The following is a 20,023-nucleotide window of genomic DNA, read 5'->3' as shown; positions in this document are numbered from 1 at the left end:
ACCATTGAGGCATGGTCTGAGTTTGATGTGTTAGTCAATGCAATGGCTTACTTTAGGCAGCACCTCCGTGCATATATTGAGGCACACCCAAAGATGAAGTTGTATGAAAAAATTGAGGGCAATCTGGAAGCCCTCGAAATAGACGATATTTTCTGGACTCATGACTGTGTTCCAGATTAAAAACATAACAAGGCCATGAAGGTTGTTCTGCACTTCCCCCACTTCAGTAGAAACGCATCGGGGGAAGTCCAAGTCCAAAGTCCAAATTCAAGGAAGCATCGTGCAAGAGTCGCGAAAGCTGATAGATTATCTGATAGAGAGACCGAAGCCGAGAGGCATAGACGTGCTCTGTGGCCTGAAGCATTTCGCGATCATAACTTATGCTGTTCCAGCGGAGAGGTTCAAAGGGATATTCCCTGACCGATTTCAACTAGATGTAGTAGAAGTGGACGGTCAAGATATGGGGTTAGTATCAGTAGTCCCCTTTATTGATGTCGATTTCACTTCAGCTGTGTTCCCGTTCCCGAAATTTACTATGGGGCAGACAAACTATCGTATTTATATTATTGATACTGCGACTAGTGAACGTTGCGTATGGTTCCTTGGCACAACGCTTGATTCGTGGGCTTTAGCGGTCCCCAGATATCTATGGAATTTGCCGTGGCATGCCGGAAGAGTACATTTCGATTGTTGCTTTAATGACTCAACCGGGTTGTATGAAAAGTACCGCATGGAAACATCATCCAGTTGGGCCGAAGCTTCGGTTGAATTGGTTCAATCAGAATCCGACGAGTTTCAATTTCCTGGTTTTCCTGATGTTGAGTCGGCATTGGTTTATCTCACACACCCGCTTGCTGGTTTCTATTATCGAAGAGACAACAAGCTAGGTACATATCGGGTGTGGCACAAAGAGCTTAAAGCTAAGCCAGCTAAACTAAAGTCGGCTAACTTCAAGCTTTTGTCTGATCTGGGCATCGTTGAAGCAGAAGAGCAAAGCGCTCCTTATAGCGTTTTAATAGAGCCAATAAATGAATTTACCATCTACCTGCCACCTACCGTTGTCGGGTAAGAATTTAACAAGCTCGCCGCTTTTGGTTCCCTTCGCTGGTGCTACGGTGCCGGCTACCTAAGCGCTATCCAGGAAAAAAAATTGAGTCTATCTATATCCTATATTGTTGAAGACGCGGGGTGGGCCAAAATAGCTATTTCTGATGGTGATGGAGAGATAGCGTACGACGTGTCTTGCTTGCATGACAGCCTTCGGGATCTGGCGGAGCTTGCAATAGATATAAGCTCCGGGGCTGGAGCTGCGAAAGCGACGTTCATGAATGAGCCTGGGGAGCTGCAGTTGGTGCTGGCCAGATATGGAAAAAAAATAGCATTTGAAGCACGCTGGTTCAAAGATTGGGAGAGTTGGGGGATCAGTTCCCCGTCAGATTATGATGTTCTGCTTAAAGGCGAGACGACGGTGGAGTGCATCGTTGAGCAAGTAACCGCTGTTCTCACGAGAATCCATGAACGCATTGGGCCAAGTAAATACAAAGAGACGTGGGTTGAGCACGAGTTTCCCGTGGAGCAATACAGGAAACTCATCGATGCATAATCTGGGGCTCACGCCGACCGTTATGCGTAAAAAGGAAATCTGATGCGCGTGAAGCATCAGATTGAGTTGCTGGTCGCCCGTGAAATCTTCGCATTGTCTGGCGTGCCAATATAATCTATAACCTTTGGAATAATTGAATGAAAGTCCTAGTTTGGATTGGAATTGCATTTTTAGTTATATTTATAGTTTGTGCTGTTATATTTGCTGCTTTTTCATTTTATGTCAGTAACCCAGGTACATATAACGCTATCGCTTATGACAGTAAAGTCAGTAATCAATATTACATGCGCGACAACAAAGTAATTTATGTTGTGGATGGCAACTTCTTTCAAATAGGTGGTGCAGACATTGAGGGAGCGGATCCTGACACTTTTGAGGTGGTTGATCAGTCCTACGCAAAGGACATAAATAATGTCTATTACGACGGAAAACCTGTTGCAGGGGCTAACCCAAGCTCAGTAGAGTTTGTTGAATCAGAATTTGAAAAAAACAGTGTTAATTCAGGCTACCTTATTAGTAATGGTAAAGTTTTCTGCTATGGAGAGGTCATTGATGGAGCCGATCCAGCGTCTTTCTCTTACCTTATTGGCTCATACGCCATGGATAATAATTACATATATTATTACATCGACATAAAAATCCCACGTAAAGTGACACCTGCGGTAATTTCTGATGCTAACGATAGATACATCAGGCATGGTGAACAAGTACTTTATAATGGTGAGGTGATTAGTGATGAAGCTGGCAGCTTCAAACCTATCAACGACGAATATGCGAAGGACGATTTTCGTGTTTATTCTCATGGGAAAGTAGTTGAAGGCATGGTACCTGAAGGCTTCACGGTTATTTCTCCATATTACAGGAAAGATAAACATCAAGCTTATTACTTTAATTTCCCTATTCCGGGAAGCGATCCGAAGACCTTTAAGGTATTCAATGATGCCGTTTCAAAAGATATAAATAATATATATTACAACGGGAATATCGTTGAAAATAAAAAGCCATCGGAGATAAGTCGCTCCGACGCAGATGAACTGCAAAAGCTATGGATGTGGAGATCACTCCATCTAGACGAGAAATTGGTAATTCTCGTTCCGAGTGATGATGTTGAAGACATTACTAACGACTACTATACCTATAACAACGACGTCTATTCGAGGACTGAAAAGCTGGCAGGCGTTAAACCTGAAGATGTTGTTGTTCTGGATCAGAGTGAAAAAGCATTTACCCGCATAGGAAAACAAGTTTTTTACTACGGCACAGCTATTCCTGGTGCAGATCCAGAGACCTTCACTGTTGTTGCAGACCGCTTTTCAAAAGACGCCAACCATGTGTTTTGGGCTGAGCACAGAGTTCTAGATGCACATCCATCAACTTTTGAATATAAAACTAATTTATATGCTGTTGAAGATGATGAGGGTGGGTATAACTTAAAAATAGATTAATATTAGTCTAGAGTTTGATGGTTTTTATCTGCGTTTATTTATGCCCTGGCTAATTTTTAATACTGAATTATTTTTCCATTAAAACTTGGAGGAACATTATCACTGTTTCATTGCACCGTTTGTACTCCTTCCGTCGTTGCCCTTACGCCATGCGCGCCCGCCTTGGAATCCTGTTTGCCCAGATGAAGGTGGAGCTGCGCGAGATAGTGCTGAAAAACAAGCCAGCGCAGATGTTGGCGATCAGCCCTAAAGGCACGGTTCCCGTTCTGGAGATGGCAGCAGATGGCAGCTCAACCCGGCCGGTTATCGAGGAGAGTCGGGAAATACTCGAATGGGCTCTGCAGCAGAATGATCCGCAAGGCTTGCTAAGCGCTGATTTGGACAGTGCTAACGCCCTGATCTATCGCAACGACAACGAATTTAAACATTGGTTAGACCGCTATAAATACGCCGACCGCCACCCGGAATTGAGCCAGCTGGAATACCGGCAGCAGGGCGAGGTGTTTTTGCAGGCGCTAGAGAATTTACTGGCCCAAAATAGCTATTTGCTTGGGGATAGCATCAGCATCGCAGATGTGGGCATCATGCCGTTTGTGCGCCAGTTCGCCCATGTAGACCGGGACGTTTTTTACAGTCTGCCTTATCCGAATCTTCAGCGATGGCTGAAGAGTTGGCTGGAACACCCGGTATTCCAGCTGGCCATGGTCAAGTTTCAGCCCTGGCAGGAAGGCGATGAATTAGTGATATTTCCAAGCGACACCCCCAAAGGAGGATAAGCGTAAGATGAATACAGCCCCAGAATCCTATCCCATCGGAACCCCCGGCACGCCTTGGGGCGATGAGGAACGCGCCGAGTGGTTGTCCCGGCAGAGCCATCAACGCAGCTATGAAGCAGAGGTGTTGAGTGTAATCGAAGGCCTGGGCTCCCGCTTCGATTTGGAGGAGTATGGCCGCCTGAACTATGGCTCTGAGACATATCCCCTGATGGCGATCCGAAGCCGCGACTGGCGTGACAATTTGCCGGTTGTCCTGATTACCGGCGGGGTACATGGCTATGAAACCAGCGGTGTGCATGGCGCGCTGCAGTTTGTGGATCAGCACGGGGAAGATTACGCGGGCCGCATCAACTTGCTGGTCGCCCCTTGTGTTAGCCCCTGGGCATACGAGCGCATTCATCGCTGGAACGCAGATGCCATCGACCCGAACCGCTCCTTCCATCAAAACAGCGCAGCGGGGGAGTCGGCAGCACTTATGCAGCTGATAGAGCCGATCCGCGACCGTGTGGTACTGCACATGGATCTGCACGAGACGACCGATACCGACGAAAGCGAGTTTCGCCCTGCATTGGCCGCCCGGGATGGCAAGCCGTTCGAGCCGGGTGAGATTCCCGATGGCTTCTATCTGGTGGATGACAGCGAGAACCCGCAGCCAGAATTCCAGCAGGCGTTGATCAAGGCGGTGGAGCAGGTTACTCATATTGCTCCGGCTGATGCCAAAGGCGAGATATTCGGTTCGCCAGTGGTTGCCCGAGGCGTTATTCAGTACCCGCTTTCGCAGCTGGGTTTGTGCGCCAGTATCACCAGTGCACCCTACAAAACCACCACCGAAGTTTATCCCGACAGTGCCAGTGTGACGCCTGAGCAATGCAATGCCGCGCAGGTAGCGGCTGTGTGTGCGGGGATTGATTACGCGCTGGCCTCCAGTGATCACAAGTCGAAAGGCTAGGAACTGATGCGAGTTTCTGAAGTTTTCCTGGTGTTCTTGAAGCTCGGCCTGACGTCTTTCGGTGGGCCAATCGCACACTTGGGTTACTTCAGAACGGAGATAGTTGAGCGTCGCCGCTGGCTGAGTGATGAGCAATTCGGGCAACTGCTTGCCATTAGCCAGTTCCTGCCAGGCCCGGCCAGCAGCCAGCTAGGGTTTGCGCTTGGTTTGCTTCGTGCCGGCTCGTTGGGCGCGCTTGCGGCCTTTGTTGGATTCACCTTGCCGTCGGCGCTTCTGCTTGTGGCGTTTGCAGCTGCGTTGCCTTTGCTCTCCGGTGCTGTCGGGGAAGCCGCAATTCACGGTTTAAAGCTTGTAGCCTGTGCGGTGGTTGCCGATGCCGTTTTAGGCATGTCCAAGAAGTTGTGCCCCGATATGCCCAGAAGGGTTATTGCCGTGCTGTCGGCGGCAGCGTTACTGGTTGCCTCTTCGGCTTTTTCCCAGCTTGCCGTGGTCATGATCGCTGGTGTTGTTGGTGTGTTTTTTCTCCGTGGAGTATCCGCACCAAAGAGTGAGAGTGGGTTTTTGGTTTCCTACGGCCCTCGCACCGGCGGGGTTCTGCTGGTGAATTTCGCAGGGCTGCTGTTTGGCTTACCATTTATTGCAACGGGCGATCCGGATTTTGCTTCAGTTGCAGAGGCGTTCTATCGGGCGGGAGCACTGGTGTTCGGCGGTGGGCATGTGGTGCTGCCTCTGCTTCAGGATTCGGTTGTTTCCACAGCCTGGGTTGCATCTGAGCAATTTCTGGCCGGCTACGGTGCCGCCCAGGCGGTTCCCGGGCCCATGTTCTCCTTCTCGGCCTACCTGGGTGCAGTTATTTCACCTGAGGAGAACACCTACCTTATGGCCGCTACGGCGTTGGTCTTCATGTTTCTTCCCGGGTTTCTTTTGATGGCTGGAGTTCTGCCCTTCTGGAGTGCTGTCTCAAGTAATCCGACCGCGGGCCGAGCCATTGCCGGTGTCAATGCAGCCGTTGTTGGTCTCTTGGCCGCGGCCCTTTATAACCCTATCTTCACTAGTGGAATAACCAGCCCGGCAGACTTGGCCGTTGCGGTGGTCGCATTCGCTCTGCTTGTTGTGTGGCGAGTATCTCCGCTCTTGGTGGTTCTTTGGTGCGTGATCGCAAGCGTTTCGCAGTTATGGCTTTTCATTTGAGGCGTTCACTCTATCCCGTGGCAAAGCAGGTTATTATGGTATTGGATTTGAATGGGATGAAGCTATGAAAGAACCAAAGCCCGGCGACACAGAATCGGCCTTATCTGCTTTCAGCAGTATCAGTGCAATTTCACCTGTGCTGCTCACCGAAATATTTCATAGTTTTGAGGATGCTGTTGTCGTTACCGACACTGGCCGACGCATGGTTTATGTGAACGCTGCGACAGAACAACTGTTTGGCTATACAAGAGACGAGCTGTACGGCCAGGAAACGAAATTACTTTACGCCGATGACAGTGATTTTTCGGAGCAGGGCCAAAAGCGCTTTAACGTAGCGAGCAGGTTAGCGGCGGAGAACTACAGGGTTGTGTATCGCCGGTCGGATGGGGAGGCTTTTCTTGGTGTGACTACGGGCGCAACCATGCGCTCCGCTGAAGGTGAAGTTGTTGGGTTTATGGGCATTGTTCGCCCGGCTCGGTCGGCGGAGCAATCGTTGGATGCCCTCCAGAAGATTCACAACATTACGTCTGATGTGGCGATGTCTCACGATCAGAAAATAGAATCGCTGTTGCGTGCGGGTCTTGACCATTTTGGTTTGGACATCGCCATACTGTCACGCATTTCAGGAAACGATTATACGGTTGAAGCCTGCGTTGATCTGAAAGGCGAGCTGGAGCCATCAACCAGGTTTGATGTATCAGGCACTTATTGTGTTCACACATTGAGTGAGAATAAGACGGTGGGTTTTCATTTTGCCGGCAAAAGTGACATTCAGAATCATCCCTGCTACCAAAATTTCAAACTGGAATCCTATATAGGAACCCCCATAAGACTGAGAGGGGAGCTGTACGGTACCATCAATTTTTCAAGTCCCTTCCCGGTTGAGCCCTTTTGCAAGGATGACTATATCCTTATGGAGCTGCTCTCCGACACCGTTAGCTATCTACTGTATACGAAGATGACTGAGGAAAAATTGGAGGCTTTGGCCAGAGTGGATGAGCTAACTGGCTTGCCAAACCGCCGTGCAGCATTGGCCGGCTTTGCTCGAGTGGCTTCAGGCATAGGTCGTAAAACAGATTTCTGCGGCCGGGTTGGAGGAGAGGAGTTTGTCTTTGTACTTCCTGGGTCGAATCTGGAGGCGGGCGAGGCGCTTGGAAACGGGCTGCGGGAACGTTTAGCGGCCGAGCCGATTGATATTGGCAACGGAGAGCTTATTACCCTGACTGTGAGCGGGGGGCTCGCCATGCTCGAGAAGGATGAAGCTGTTGAAAGTATATTGGCCCGCGCTGACGAGGCTATGTGTAAAGCCAAGCGGCAAGGTAGGGATCGTGTATGTTGGTGATCAGCTGAGCCCGGGTTGAAGCTTGGCACTGACCTTGAGTAATTCTTCCAAAACCTGATTCTGACTTTTATGTTCACCTTGGATAACCACATCGGCATAGCGGGTATATAACTCATACCGCTCTGCAAACAAGTCTTCCAATGATTGGTCCGGGCGCTTTGAAATGCCCCGCAGGCTGAAGTCGCCGATGCGCTGGCGCACCGCTGCGAGTGAGATGTCCAGGAATACGACAATGCTGTTTTTCTTGAGGTGCCGCATTGCTCGGTCGCTGTATACGGCGCTGCCGCCGGTCGCAATAACCTGGCCACTCACATCCAGATTGCACAACACGTGCTCTTCTATACTGCGCAAAGCCTTGTAGCCTTCGCCATCAACAATGGCCTGCAACGTTTTGCCAGAGTGGGATTGAATCAGCAGATCTGTATCCACAAACCCCAAGGCCGCCATCTTGGCCAGGAGAACGCCGAGGGTACTTTTGCCCGAGCCGGGCATTCCTATCAAAACAACATTATTCAATGGCAAAAGCACAGTAAACCTTATCAGCTCATAGGTTGGCGGCTTGAGGGTAAACACACATTCGGGTTGACCCCAAGCCTGCTGGATTAGTTCCCTAGAACATTGGTATCACTTTTCTTGGATTTTTTGGCCGCCTTCTTCTCTTTTGCCGTTAAAAGCGGTTTCTTTTTCGTATCCTTTTTCTTATCTTGCCCTTTACTCATCATACCTACCTCAATAATCAATGCACCGCCATCAGTGCAAGCTGCCATGCAGCATCAATCAGTATGGCCCCAATGCTGGGCAGCGGAAAGTAATTGTTGTTCTTTGCGGTTTGATAATGGATTCATCTACTAATTCACAGTCTCATCTACACTGTGAGTTGAAATTGTGTCAGGCTCACGGGCCAATTTTTCAGGCAAGGACGTATAGCCCGAATGACTAAGAAGAAAAACCCGAACCTTTGGCATCCACGCTTTTGGCTCTCGTGGGCGATTGTATTCCTGCTTTATTTGCTGTCTTTGTTACCAATGGTCTCCAAACAGCGCTTTGGTGCGCGCCTGGGCCGATTTTTGAGCCGAAAACTCAAATCACGTGCTCGGGTCGCTGACCGGAACCTCGAAGTCTGCTTCCCTGACTTGGATGAGGCTGCCCGCAAACAGTTGGTGGAGGATAACTTCATTGCCTGCACCCGTGGTTTTCTGGAAAGCACTCATGCCTGGTGGCGTGATATGTCTCCCTATTATGAAATGACCGACGTGCAGGGGTTGGAGCATCTCAGGGAAGCCCAAGAGAAGGGCAAGGGTGTCTTGCTGATCGGAGGCCATTACAGCATTTTTGATTTCGCCTTGCCTCTGCTGGCCCAGCACTTGAAGAAGCCCGGATATGTCTATCGTCCTAATAATAATCCGGTTATTGATCGCATGATTGAAAATGGCCGCCGCCGTCACTTCGGTATTCGGCCATTTACCAAGCGCGAGCTGCGGCCAATGGTGGGTTTTCTGAAAAAGGGGGGCGAAGTCTGGTTTGCCTGCGATCAAGACTTCGGCCACAAAACCGAGCTGTTTGTGCCATTTTTTGGAGTGGAAACCGGGTGTATTACCTCCCCGAGTTACATTGCCAAGGTGTCGGGTGCTTCGGTTATTTGCGTCAGCCATCTGCGGATGCCTGATGGGCGTTATCGCGTGGTGTACTCGCCAATACAGGAAGGGTTTGGGGTCGATAGCCAAAAGGACACGGAGGTGTGGAACCGATACATTGAAGACACCATTCGCGAACTGCCTGATCAGTATCTGTGGCTGCACAAGCGCTTTAAATCACGCCCTGAAGGCGCGGACAAGATTTATTAGAAGTAAACCGTCAGGCGACCGGTTAATCTGGGGTCTTTGCTCAGGTACTCAGACTCCGCAGTCAGTGGCTTGCCTAATTCTATATAGGCTGAAACCTCACGGGTAAGCATTCTAAGCCCGATGCCAGACGCCGCGCCGGAGCTGTTTTCACTGGTTTCATTTTCGTGCGCGGTGGCGATGCCATAGTAAATATAGGGCACCCAGCGCGCGCCCTGTATCCAGCGGTCACTGTTAAACCCTCGCCTTAGCTCAAGCTTTGAGCCGATGCCCGAGTCGCCACTGAACTCTCCCGGTTCGTAGGCACGGGCGAATTGACTTCCACCGACTGAAAAGCGCTGTGAATAAGGAAGATTATCGTCAGAGTATTGGCCAGCAACATCCAGTTTTAGCGAAAAGTCAGCGGGTAATCCGTACCAGAACGTGTAGCGCGCATCGATAATCTGGAAGTCGAGATCGAGCGCATCGTTGGCCCCGGTTCCGCTGCGCTCGGCGCCCAGGGCATCAACGCCAACCCGACCTGCAAGTCCAAACCTGGACGTGCTGTTTACACCCTTCACATACGCAAGAGCGCGCGCATTGGCCATGCGAAGCCGCTCATCCACCTCGGTTTCAGAGCCCCTTTCCCGCGTGTAGTCACGAAGAATGAGGCTGCCATCAAGAGCCAGAGACAGGTCGTTGGACTCAATGAGTTCGTGCTGCCACATCAGCCTTGCCCAAATACGCCGGTACACCCTGCTCGGGCTGGCGTTATTATCCTGGGGTACGGCACGCGACGCGCTGATATCGGCATAAACAGTATCGCGCTCGGAGGAGGGGAGAGATAAGCCCGCGCCCATATTGCGATAGCCCCCCGATTCGATTGTATGAAGACCAGATAGGTAAACCTCGTTAAGGCCAGCTCCAGGGCCAATAACACTCACCTTGCCGGCAACCATATGCTGCCCCAGGCTTTGGCTGCCCTCGGCACTGTAAGTAAGCTCTCCCCGGACTTGGGGAGCAATGGTGAGGGTAACCCTATGACGCCCAGGAACTGTTTCGACAATGTGTGTATTCAGGCCCACACCGATGCCCTGCTCAAGGGCACGGGCGAATCTGTCGATATCCTTTCGTGAAACCGATGGCCGCTCTAACAACGGAGTTAAACGTTCGCGAACAGCAGATTGCTGACCAGAAGAGCCTCCGGCGACTTGAACGTCGTCCACCTGAGGCTCTTCAACGAGCACTAAGAGGATGTTTTCGCTATCGGGGTGGTCCGTAATGCTAACGGCTGGTGCGAGATAGCCCTGGCTGATGTAGTAGTCGCGAGTTCGTGTGGCCAGGCGAGTTTTCAGGCGTGTGTCTGGAGTTTTGCCGAGGCTTTCCATATACAGAGGGAGCAATTGCGCAGGACCAAACACAGACACACCGTCGAAAACGACCGCGCCTGTAGTTCGCTCCTGCGCCGATGAGCTTACGGCAGGCAGACAGAGCGCCAGTAGGAAGATGATACAACTCGTTACACTTGCATGCACAGCGTTTGCCGTTCGTCCGTCTAATATGTATAGAGGTTAGCGTTTAAAGATATAAAATGTTGTAAAACATTGTTTAAAAGTTTAAGCCAGAACAGCGTCATCCGTTACAGTGCAATTATTGATCATGCGGGAGTGAAAAAATGCGCGCCTATAGCAGTGGTGCCCAGCACGGCGTTCTTCGAATTTTCTTGGCCTGTTGCGCTTTGTTGTTTGCAACGGCGTCTGTATCTGCAGAGCAGATACGCGTTGAGGAGGTCTCGGGACAGGTGCAGTTTCGTGCTAATGAAAGCGAAGCCTGGAAAGACGCTTCCTCTGGAATGTCTGTGGTTGCCCCTGTGGAGTTTCAGACGTTGGCTGGTGGCTCCGGTTTACTGAGCCAATCCGGTTCCGAGTTCGAACTCAAAGCGGGTTCTCACATTTCTTTGCAATCCGATGGTGTGTCGTCGGGCGGATTGGTTTCCCGGATCAAGCAGTGGTTCGGTACGGTTTTCTATCATATCGAGCGCCAGCCTGATCAGTTCAGTGTGGAAACGCCGTTTATGGTTTCAACGGTGAAAGGTACCCGCTTCGTTATCGTGTCTACCAAGACCTCTTCCACTGTGACGTTGACAGAGGGATCTTTGGAGGTACTAGACATCGCCAGCGGCGAAACCATGATGCTTGCGCCTGGTGATGTGGCCGGAATTAGCGCCGAGCAGGCTGGCGTTCAGCCCCTCAATCAAACAACGTCGAAGTCGGCTACCCCTGCCGGTTCCGGGGCAGGTAGTTTTCAGCAAGCTATGGAGGGTGAGCCATCCAGCTTTGAGAGCCAGCTGGAAGAAATCGCCGAAGTGGCCTCTGAGCAGGCGGCCGTGGTAGCAGGCAGAGATCAAGGTAGCGATGATCACGGCAACGGCAACGGCAACGGCAACGGCAACGGCAACGGTCATGGTCATGGTCATGGCCACGGGAATGGTCATGGAAACGGTCACGGAAATGGCCACGGGAATGGCCACGGGAATGGGCATGATCACGACGACGACGATGACGACGACGATGATTGATGAGCATGCCTGCTGAGACAGGTTTCTTATCCAATTTACGCCCGGCCAGCAAGGTTGTTCTCTCCGCCTTGCTGGCCGCTGTCGTTTTCGCTTTGCTTTCGTGGCCAGGTTTGCTGGAGCGCGCGGAGGCGGGGCTTCGCGATCGCATTGTTGGCTTAATGGTAGAAGAGCAAGCCAGCAACCTGCTGATTCTTGAGATTGATTCTTCCAGCATTGGAGCCATCGGTCAGTGGCCTTGGCCTCGTAACGTGTATGCCGATGCCATCAACGCACTCAATGATGCGGGCATTCGCTCGTTGATGATTGATGTGGACTTCAGCGCCTCATCAAGTCTGGGCGGGGACGCAGAGATAGAAAGCGCTATCCGGTCGATTTCCGCCACAACTCCCACATACCTTCCGGTTTTTGTTCAGCGTCGCAGTCAGGTGGATTCAGAGCTTATGATACGGCGCCCTCTTCAGGGCCTAGCTGATAGCGTTGAGCTGGTTTCTGTAAACATGTATCCGGCAGTTGATGGCTTGGTGCGGTTTCTTTCAGTGGGCTTTAACTGGCAGGACATGTTTTACCAGGGTGCATGGAATGCACTGGCGGAGCAGGCCGATAAAGGCACCTGGATTGATTACACCATTTCGCCAAAGTCTTTTCGCTACGTTAGTTTCATTGATCTTCTTGAGGGTCGGGTGCCAAAACACGCATTGCTTGACCGGGATGTGATTATTGGATCAACAGCCGTGGAACTGGGCGATAATCTGGCCACGCCAATCTACAAGATGCTTCCTGGTGCCGTTATTCAAGCACTGGGCGCTCAAACCCTTAGAAATGGTGGCCTGCATGCGGCCACTCCTTTGGTTGGATTTATAGTTCTTGCGCTTTTCTGGCTCGGCGCGACAGTGGTATTCAGCCGTTGCACATGGCAGCGGGGCCTACAGGTCCTTGGGTTGCTCATCATTGTTTGGCTTGGTGCTTTTGCGTTTATATACGCAGAAGCCAACTTACTTCTTGACGTGTTCAAGCCTTTGCTCCTGAGCGCCATCGTTTATGTGGCGATTAGTCTCGCCCGGCTCGACAGCGCTACTCTGGAGCGGCTCTGGCTGCAAATCAGCCTTAGGGATAACGAAGCATTACTCGATCGCATTGTTGCCACTACCAATGACTATATTCTATGCGTGGACCGCAATGGCTTGATTACCAAGTCTAATCAGGCAATTCGTACGCTTTGCGATATCTCGGAAAGCGATATGCAGAATTCCTCTCTGATTGATTTTCTTCCTGATGCTCGGCACGGGCTGTTGACGCTGCCCGATGCACCGTTTGATACCTATCTGGTTACCCGCTCGGGCAAACACATTCCTGCACAGGCGACGGTTAGCCGGGTGGCGACATCCAGCGATGCCATTTTTACCGTTGTGCTTCGAGACATGAGTGAGCGCGTCGCCCGGGAGCGTGACCTTGAATATCGCGCTGCGTACGACAGCCTCACCGGCCTGCTTAATCGGTCGTCATTTTTTGAGAGAGTTAATGAAACTCTGGATCGAAACCAGCCTGGTTGCCTGATCTGTATTGATATTGATTACTTTCGGGAAGTAAACGACACCTACGGCCACGTGGCGGGTGACCAGCTGCTCAAAGTGGTGGCACAGCATATTGAAACCTTTGTTGGGAAACTTGGGCATTGTGCGCGGATTGGTGGTGATGGTTTTGCACTGTGGTTGCCGGGTCTGCGTTTTTCGGCGGGTGGTAATCAGTTCTGTGAGCAGCTCCTGGAGCATGTTGAGCAACCACTTCTGCTCGCCATTACTGGTGACGTACCGCTGCAGGTATCTGCAACTGCCGGCGCCGCGGAGATTGGAAGCGGTGACGGCATAGGCTATCAAGCGGCTGATGATGATTCTGCTAACCCGGCTGAAGCTTTGCTGCTTCAGGCGACGGATGCCATGCGTATCGGGAAGCGGGAAGGGGTAGCTGTTCGATGCTATAGCAAAAGTGACAGCCAGGCAGCTTTGCACAGGCTTGAGCTGGTACCGGCTATTCGCACCCATATTAAGAACGATGCTTTCTATCTGGTATATCAGCCCAAGCTGGATCTCAATACCTTGGCCCCTTTTGGCTGTGAGGCCCTCCTGCGCTGGCCGCAGAATGCCGGTGAGGTTGTTCCTGTGACCAAGCTAATTGAAGTCGCTGAAACCTCCCGGCAAATTGCACCATTAACGCGTTGGGTGGTAGAGGCCCTTCTTGCCCAGGAAGCTGAGTGGGAGAAAAAGGAGTGGCCGCGCAATTTGGCGCTGAATTTATCTGCGCGCCTTTTCCAGGATCGCAACTTCATTGCCGGCCTCAAGGATTTGCTGAGCTCAAGCAGCGGCTATTTCAATATTGAATGTGAGATAACGGAGACCGCTTTGCTGGGCGATAGAGATCGAGCCCAGGCAATGATCAACGATTTGGTGGATAGTGGCGTAACGATCGCTATCGATGATTTCGGTACTGGCTACTCTTCGTTTGCGTATCTCCAGAGCCTGCGGGCTTCTGTTCTCAAGATTGACCGCACCTTCGTGTCCAATCTGCAGGAGTCTCTCGGCAATCAAGCTATTGTGCGCTCAACAATTAACCTGGCTCATGAGTTGGGCATGCAGGTGGTGGCCGAAGGTGTTGAGACTATCGGAGATGAGCAGTTTCTCCGGGCTCATGGCTGTGATCTCGTGCAAGGCTACCTATATGCCAAACCGCTTACGTTGCCAGACTATGAGCGTTGGTTGGCTGCACATAGAAGCCAAGCCCTCAGTGATCAACGCTTTATCTGACACGCTCCAGTTTTCAGTTTGTCGTCTCAGTCGTCATTGATTACTTCATGCTGAAAGCGGCCGAGCACAGACAGAATAACTAATGCCATTAAGGTCACCATGCCTGCTAGCGCGAAGATTCCCAGGCCGCAAGCCACGCCAATAGCACCTGAAATCCAGATAGAAGCACCGGTGGTAATGCCCTGAATGCTGCCCCGGCTTTGGATAATGCTACCTGCCCCAAGAAATCCAATGCCGCCGACAACGCCTTCCACTATCCGGGTGGGGTCAATTCTCGCGGAAGGGTCCCCTTCTGCCGTCGCAAAAAGTATATGCATGCCCATGATGATAAAAGCAGAGGCCCCCAGCGACACAAGCATATGAGAGCGCAACCCCGCGGCCTTGCCTCTGAACTCTCGCTCCAATCCTAAAAGGAGGGCCAGTCCGGCGGCGGCAAGGAGCCGAATGAACATATCCAGTACTGGAATTTCTGTATCGAACATGGGGTGCCTCCCGTTTATTTTCCCAGTAGCTCACCGACTGGGCGCAGGTTCACAACGTGGTCACATAAAGACTTTATAATCATGAGTATAGGCGTCGCTATGATCAAGCCAACAGGCCCCCAGAGCCAGCCCCAGAACAGAAGGCCGATAAAGATCACTACAGCATTGAGGCTGGAAATCTGACTGGTCAACCAAGGTGTCAAAAGGTATCCCTGAACACTGGTGATCGCCAAGGATGTACCGGCGACGATAATGGCCATGTCCATTTCACCAAACTGAATAAACGCTGCAAAACCGGTACCAATAAAGACCAGGAAAGGCCCAAGGTAGGGTATAGCGCTAGCGATACCGGCAACTGCCCCCCACAGCATGGCTTGCTCCACGCCGAGTGCCAGAAATGCCACCCAAGTGACCAGGCCTACAAACAGCGCACCGAGCAACATCACGAAAAGAAATCGCCGAACCTGGTGGTGGAAGTCGACCATGATCCGGGCGGCTTTGCGCATTCTCCCGAACGTTGGGCCTGAGAGTTTCACGATTTTGCGTTTGTATAGCGACCCTGCTGCGAGTATGAAGTACACCAACAGCAACACGGAAAAACACTGTGAGATCAGCACCAGTGCGGCGGGTGATCCCCTCAGCACGTATTGTTGAATGTCCAGGGGTTTATCCACGATGCGAACAGAAGTTATGCCCCTGAATCGCGGGTGCTCATCGTTTTGATCCTGTGCCGTAGATTCCTCGATCTTTCTTGCCGCCGTTTGAGCTTTTTCCATCAGCCCTTGTTCGTCGTTGGGGGAGCTTGCTTCTTTACGTTGAAATTTGCTGATAGCCACAGGAATCTTGTCCAGCATGGCCATGGCTTCACGTTGCAGCGGGATGCTGGAAGCAGCAATAGCGCTAAGCAATGCGATCATTACAAGGGCTGCACTCAGGGCTCTGGGGAGCCTGAGGCGGTCAAGCGCAGATACCGGCGGATCAAGCGCGTAGCTGATCAACACTGAGACCACGAGAGGCAAAAGCACCGCTTGCGCCCAGTTAATAAAATACACGGTGGCTATGCTGGCGAGAATAACGAGCGACGCGCTGCGAATACTGACCGCTTTGATCAGCGCTTTCTCGGGCTGTTGGCTTTCCTGTTCATTGTCGAGGCTGGGCTCAATCTGTCCGTTGCTTGCCATGGTATCCACAGTAATGGGTGTCTGGTCTGTATGTCATTAATTGTAGACTGCTCTGGCGACTTGCGAGCAAAAACAAGCAAGCCTGGCTTTTCCTCAGGCGCTTTTATTTTGCGTCGTGATAGCGCCCACTCCTATAATCCCCAATACTGCGATGTGCTGGGTACCTTGATTTTTGAATTTTCTCTTGCCAATAAAAAAGGAAAACAAAATGTTGAAGTCTTGCTCTTTGGTTGCAGTTGCAGCGGCGGCATTGCTGCTGGGCTCTGTGGCGAACGCTCAATACAAAGATGAATACACAGTTTCTACTGTTTTGCCGTCGGCGTTTCCCTGGGGACAGGCTGCTGATAAGTGGGTGGAACTGGTAAAAGAGCGCTCGGAAGGGCGCATTAATATGAAGATTTACAGCAACTCCCAATTGGTATCTGGAGACCAGACCAAAGAGTTTTCAGCGATGCGTTCGGGGCTGATTGATATGGCCGTGGGTTCAACCATTAACTGGTCGCCTCAGGTGCCTGAACTGAACCTCTTCTCCCTTCCGTTCCTGATGCCGGATAACGCTGCCATTGATGCCATCACCCAGGGTGAGGCGGGCAAAGCGGTATTCAAGGCGATTGAAAAGCGCGGTGTAACGCCATTGGCCTGGGGGGAGAATGGCTTTCGGGAGTTGTCCAATTCCAAGCTTGCCATTAGTGAACCCTCCGATCTGGAAGGCCTGAAGATTCGGGTTGTAGGCTCACCGCTGTTCCAGGATACGTTCACAGCGTTGGGCGCCAACCCTACCCAAATGAGCTGGGCAGACGCCAAGCCAGCACTCACGACGGGAGCTGTAGATGGCCAGGAAAACCCTCTTTCAGTGTTCGATGTGGCGCGCATCGATCAGGTAGGGCAGGAACACCTCACTCTGTGGCACTACATGGCCGACCCGCTCGTATTTGCAGTTAGCAACCGCGTTTGGGCCCAGTTCAACGCAGAAGACCAGGCTCTGTTGAAGCAGGCTGCCGTGGACGCAGGTAAATGGGAAATTGAAAAGTCCCGCGCTGAGCTGGCGGAAACACTGCAAGCTATCAAGGATCGTGGTGTGACGGTGACCGAGCTGACCCAGGAACAGCACGATGCGTTCGTGAACGCCACACGGTCTGTATACAAGAAGTGGACGCCACGTATTGGTGACGACTTGGTGAAACAGGCTCAAGCAGCTGTAGCCAACCGTAACCAGTAATTGCCCGTGGTATCAGCATTCGCTCCTGTGTGACGGATGCTGATACCAGAACCCGGAGTATTCATGCCCTCCCGACCCCCCAAGTTCCGTCCGGAAGCCTGGCTGGCATCCGTTGCCCTGATTACTATTTGCCTGATCAGCCTTGGCAACGTGGTTGTCCGTTACACCACGGATGCTTCCTTTGCATTCACCGAGGAGTTTTCGGTGTTTCTGTTGGTGTTGCTCACGTTTGGCGGAGCGGCCGTTGCTGCCCGGGACAATCAGCACATTCGTATTGAATTGGTTGAACACTATTTGCCGACTACTGCATTGAAGGGGCTTTTTGTTCTGCAGTGGCTTGCCGGTGTTGCCGTTATGGGTGTTACCACTTGGTACGGAAGTATTTTTGCGATGCAGGAATACGATTGGGAGTCCTTGTCGCCGGGTCTGGGCCTGCCAAACTGGATTTATGTTATCTGGTTGCCTGTGTTATCGGGTGCAATCGTTATTCGCATGACTCAAAACCTCATTGATCGTCTTCGCGGAAAAAAGGACCCGGAGGTGATTCATGAGTCCTGATATTTTGATGATCGGCAGCTTTTTGTTGGCGCTGCTTCTGGGTGTCCCAGTAGCTATCGCTCTGGGCTTGGGTGGATTGGTGGGCATAGTATCGGGGTTGTCTCCGGATATGCTGGCGACCTTCGGTACCAATACCTACAACAGCGTGGCCAAGTATCCGTTGATCGCGATCCCTTTGTTTATTCTTACCGGTCTTATTTTTGAGCGTGCGGGTGTGGCGGCCAGCCTGGTGCGTTTTGCCCAGGCGATTATAGGGCCGCGGCATGGCAGCCTTACGGTTGTGGCGGTGCTGGTGTGCCTGATTATGGGTGGCATGAGCGGTTCAGGGCCTGCAGATGCGGCGGCAGTGGCCATGGTTATGTTGCCCAGTATGCGCAAAGCAGGTTATCCACAGCCGTTTTCAGCAGCGCTTATTGCTGCCTCGTCATCTACAGCGATACTGATTCCGCCATCCATAGCCTTGATTCTGTATTCCATTGTAGTGCCAGGCGTGGATCTGCGTGCCTTGTTTGCAGCCGGGCTGTTCCCGGGCATTCTGGCGGGTTTGTCGCTACTGGTACCCGCACTCTACCTTGCCCGAAAATACGGTTGGGAGAACCCGGAGGAATCTGAGCGCCCGCCTTTTTGGCCCAGCTTCAAAGCGGCACTGCCGGCTCTTTTTGCCCCGGTTATCATTCTGGGCGGTTTGCGCTCAGGCTTGTTCACACCCACCGAAGCCGCTGTGGTGGCAGTAACCTATGGCGTGCTGGTAGGCACCCTTATTTACCGGAACCTGAGCTTACGTAGCTTGTTTGATTTAATGACCGATGCTGCGGTGACATCCGGTGTGGTTATGCTGATCATTGCGCTGGCGGGTATTTTTGCCTGGGCAGGGACAACCCTGGGTACCTTCCAGCATCTGGCCGATGCGCTTTTGTCGCTGTCTGAAAATGGCTGGGTATTGTTGGGGCTGGTTATGGTGCTGGTGCTAATTGCCGGTATGTTGCTGGATGCCATATCGATTTATCTGATTCTTATTCCCATCATACTGCCTTTGATGAATCACTTTGGCTGGAACCCGGTCTGGTTTGGCATTCTGCTGGCCATGAACATTGCCATCGGCCAGTTTACGCCGCCAGTGGCGGTTAACCTGATGGTTACAACACGTATTGCTAATATTCGCCTGGAACATACCATTGGGTGGGCGTTGGTGTTTATCGCCGCCATGAGCGTTAGCCTTTTGCTGGTTATGCTCATGCCAGGCATAGCACTCTGGCTTCCTGAGCAGCTTGGCTATGTCGTGGGGCCTTGGTAATAGGCAGCAACACCAAGAAATCGATAGATATAGGTAAATGCTATCGATAGGTTGAATTTAATCAATTTCACTTAAGCTTCCACGTTGGTTAGTATTAATACCGTAGATTCATCAACATACAAACGAACCAAAGGAGAGAATTCCATGGGCGTGATTAACAGCGAAATTAAACCGTTTAACGCAACCGCCTTTAAACAGGGCGAGTTTGTTGAAATTTCTGAAGCAGATGTGAAAGGCAAGTGGGCGATCTTTTTCTTCTACCCCGCCGACTTCACCTTCGTTTGCCCAACTGAGCTGGGCGACGTGGCAGACCACTACGAAGAACTGCAAAAGATGGGCGTTGAAGTATTCTCCGTGTCTACCGACACGCACTTCACCCACAAAGCATGGCACGACAGCTCCGAGACCATCGGCAAGATCAATTACTTCATGGTTGGCGACCAGAACGGCAGCATCACCAACAACTTTGGTGTGATGCGTGAAGGTCAGGGCCTTGCAGACCGCGCTACCTTCCTGATCGATCCTGATGGAATCATTCAGGCGATGGAAATCACTGCAGAAGGTATTGGCCGTGATGCAGACGACCTGATGCGCAAAGTGAAAGCGGCTCAGTACGTTCGCAACAACCCAGGCGAAGTTTGCCCGGCCAAGTGGAAGGAAGGCGAAGCTACTCTGTCTCCTTCACTGGATCTGGTTGGTAAGATCTAAGCAACCCTTTAACCGGGAAGCGAACAGTTCAGGCCCGTCAAGGGCCTGTAACTAAAAGAAAACCCCGGATCTACCGGGG

20 protein-coding genes are annotated in these 20,023 nt (G+C 51.6%); 15 read left to right on the top strand and 5 right to left on the bottom strand.

All coding sequences use genetic code 11. The features are described from left to right. From RG807_RS14665 to RG807_RS14630, 8 genes are all read left to right on the top strand, one after another. Nucleotides 1-180: hypothetical protein (locus RG807_RS14665; RefSeq protein ID WP_309045552.1), on the top strand; the 180-nt coding region annotated here is incomplete at its 5' end. A gap of 100 nt (nt 181-280) precedes the next feature. After that, nucleotides 281-1,069 (top strand): DUF2071 domain-containing protein, encoded by a 789-nt coding sequence (locus tag RG807_RS14660; protein ID WP_309045551.1) that lies wholly within the window; start codon nt 281-283, stop codon nt 1,067-1,069. 81 nt (nt 1,070-1,150) lie between these two features. Then, nucleotides 1,151-1,603: a hypothetical protein gene (locus RG807_RS14655; protein ID WP_309045550.1), complete on the top strand. Its 453-nt coding sequence runs from the start codon at nt 1,151-1,153 to the stop codon at nt 1,601-1,603. A gap of 137 nt (nt 1,604-1,740) precedes the next feature. Then, on the top strand, nt 1,741-3,048 hold the full coding sequence (locus tag RG807_RS14650; protein ID WP_309045549.1) for a DKNYY domain-containing protein: 1,308 nt from the start codon (nt 1,741-1,743) through the stop codon (nt 3,046-3,048). A gap of 110 nt (nt 3,049-3,158) precedes the next feature. Next, entirely contained in the window at nt 3,159-3,824 is a 666-nt protein-coding gene (locus RG807_RS14645) for a glutathione S-transferase (RefSeq protein WP_309045548.1), read from the top strand. A 7-nt stretch (nt 3,825-3,831) separates the two neighbouring features. After that, complete coding sequence (locus RG807_RS14640) at nt 3,832-4,773, top strand: M14 family metallopeptidase (RefSeq protein ID WP_309045547.1); 942 nt, start codon at nt 3,832-3,834, stop codon at nt 4,771-4,773. A 6-nt stretch (nt 4,774-4,779) separates the two neighbouring features. Then, nucleotides 4,780-5,964 (top strand): chromate efflux transporter, encoded by a 1,185-nt coding sequence (chrA, locus tag RG807_RS14635; RefSeq protein WP_309045546.1) that lies wholly within the window; start codon nt 4,780-4,782, stop codon nt 5,962-5,964. Nucleotides 5,965-6,028: 64 nt separating this feature from the next. Next, nucleotides 6,029-7,306, top strand: a complete 1,278-nt coding sequence (locus RG807_RS14630) for a sensor domain-containing diguanylate cyclase (protein ID WP_309045545.1) — start codon at nt 6,029-6,031, stop codon at nt 7,304-7,306. Here the strand turns inward: RG807_RS14630 and RG807_RS14625 are convergent, their stop codons facing one another. Together RG807_RS14625 and RG807_RS14620 are read right to left on the bottom strand one after the other, a co-directional pair. Next, on the bottom strand, nt 7,307-7,834 hold the full coding sequence (locus RG807_RS14625; protein WP_309045557.1) for a shikimate kinase: 528 nt from the start codon (nt 7,832-7,834) through the stop codon (nt 7,307-7,309). Nucleotides 7,835-7,908: 74 nt separating this feature from the next. Beyond that, on the bottom strand, nt 7,909-8,073 hold the full coding sequence (locus RG807_RS14620; RefSeq protein WP_309045558.1) for a hypothetical protein: 165 nt from the start codon (nt 8,071-8,073) through the stop codon (nt 7,909-7,911). A 165-nt stretch (nt 8,074-8,238) separates the two neighbouring features. Between RG807_RS14620 and RG807_RS14615 the strand changes: the two genes are divergently transcribed. Further along, nucleotides 8,239-9,150 (top strand): lysophospholipid acyltransferase family protein, encoded by a 912-nt coding sequence (locus tag RG807_RS14615; RefSeq protein WP_309045544.1) that lies wholly within the window; start codon nt 8,239-8,241, stop codon nt 9,148-9,150. On the opposite strand, the gene RG807_RS14610 is transcribed toward RG807_RS14615, so the two are convergent. Then, nucleotides 9,147-10,661 carry a ShlB/FhaC/HecB family hemolysin secretion/activation protein gene (locus RG807_RS14610; RefSeq protein WP_309045543.1) on the bottom strand — a complete coding sequence of 505 codons (1,515 nt, stop codon included), beginning with the start codon at nt 10,659-10,661 and terminating at the stop codon, nt 9,147-9,149. The genes RG807_RS14615 and RG807_RS14610 overlap by 4 nt on opposite strands. Before the next feature lie 140 nt (nt 10,662-10,801). On the opposite strand from RG807_RS14610, the gene RG807_RS14605 reads away from it, so the two are divergent. Both RG807_RS14605 and RG807_RS14600 read left to right on the top strand, forming a co-directional pair. Then, nucleotides 10,802-11,704, top strand: coding sequence for a FecR domain-containing protein (locus tag RG807_RS14605; protein ID WP_309045542.1), 903 nt, complete (start codon nt 10,802-10,804; stop codon nt 11,702-11,704). 5 nt (nt 11,705-11,709) lie between these two features. Then, nucleotides 11,710-14,502 carry an EAL domain-containing protein gene (locus tag RG807_RS14600; RefSeq protein ID WP_309045541.1) on the top strand — a complete coding sequence of 931 codons (2,793 nt, stop codon included), beginning with the start codon at nt 11,710-11,712 and terminating at the stop codon, nt 14,500-14,502. A 26-nt stretch (nt 14,503-14,528) separates the two neighbouring features. Here the strand turns inward: RG807_RS14600 and RG807_RS14595 are convergent, their stop codons facing one another. Then, a complete protein-coding gene (locus tag RG807_RS14595; protein ID WP_309045540.1) occupies nt 14,529-14,984 on the bottom strand; it encodes an MgtC/SapB family protein in 456 nt (151 codons plus the stop codon). A 14-nt stretch (nt 14,985-14,998) separates the two neighbouring features. After that, nucleotides 14,999-16,165 (bottom strand): AI-2E family transporter, encoded by a 1,167-nt coding sequence (locus RG807_RS14590; RefSeq protein WP_309045539.1) that lies wholly within the window; start codon nt 16,163-16,165, stop codon nt 14,999-15,001. 208 nt (nt 16,166-16,373) lie between these two features. Between RG807_RS14590 and RG807_RS14585 the strand changes: the two genes are divergently transcribed. The 4 genes from RG807_RS14585 (at nt 16,374) to ahpC (ending at nt 19,944) form a co-directional block, all read left to right on the top strand. Next, a complete protein-coding gene (locus RG807_RS14585; RefSeq protein ID WP_309045538.1) occupies nt 16,374-17,384 on the top strand; it encodes a DctP family TRAP transporter solute-binding subunit in 1,011 nt (336 codons plus the stop codon). 63 nt (nt 17,385-17,447) lie between these two features. After that, on the top strand, nt 17,448-17,942 hold the full coding sequence (locus RG807_RS14580; RefSeq protein ID WP_309045537.1) for a TRAP transporter small permease: 495 nt from the start codon (nt 17,448-17,450) through the stop codon (nt 17,940-17,942). Beyond that, nucleotides 17,932-19,236, top strand: coding sequence for a TRAP transporter large permease (locus RG807_RS14575; protein WP_309045536.1), 1,305 nt, complete (start codon nt 17,932-17,934; stop codon nt 19,234-19,236). The genes RG807_RS14580 and RG807_RS14575 overlap by 11 nt, the downstream gene beginning before the upstream one ends. A 144-nt stretch (nt 19,237-19,380) precedes the next feature. Beyond that, nucleotides 19,381-19,944, top strand: a complete 564-nt coding sequence (gene ahpC / locus RG807_RS14570) for an alkyl hydroperoxide reductase subunit C (RefSeq protein WP_298451808.1) — start codon at nt 19,381-19,383, stop codon at nt 19,942-19,944. The last annotated feature ends 79 nt before the right edge of the window (nt 19,945-20,023 follow it).

It is taken from the genome of Marinobacter sediminicola, from assembly GCF_031157525.1.
Classification (GTDB): domain Bacteria; phylum Pseudomonadota; class Gammaproteobacteria; order Pseudomonadales; family Oleiphilaceae; genus Marinobacter; species Marinobacter sediminicola.
This window is presented reverse-complemented; position numbering and strand designations above follow the sequence as displayed.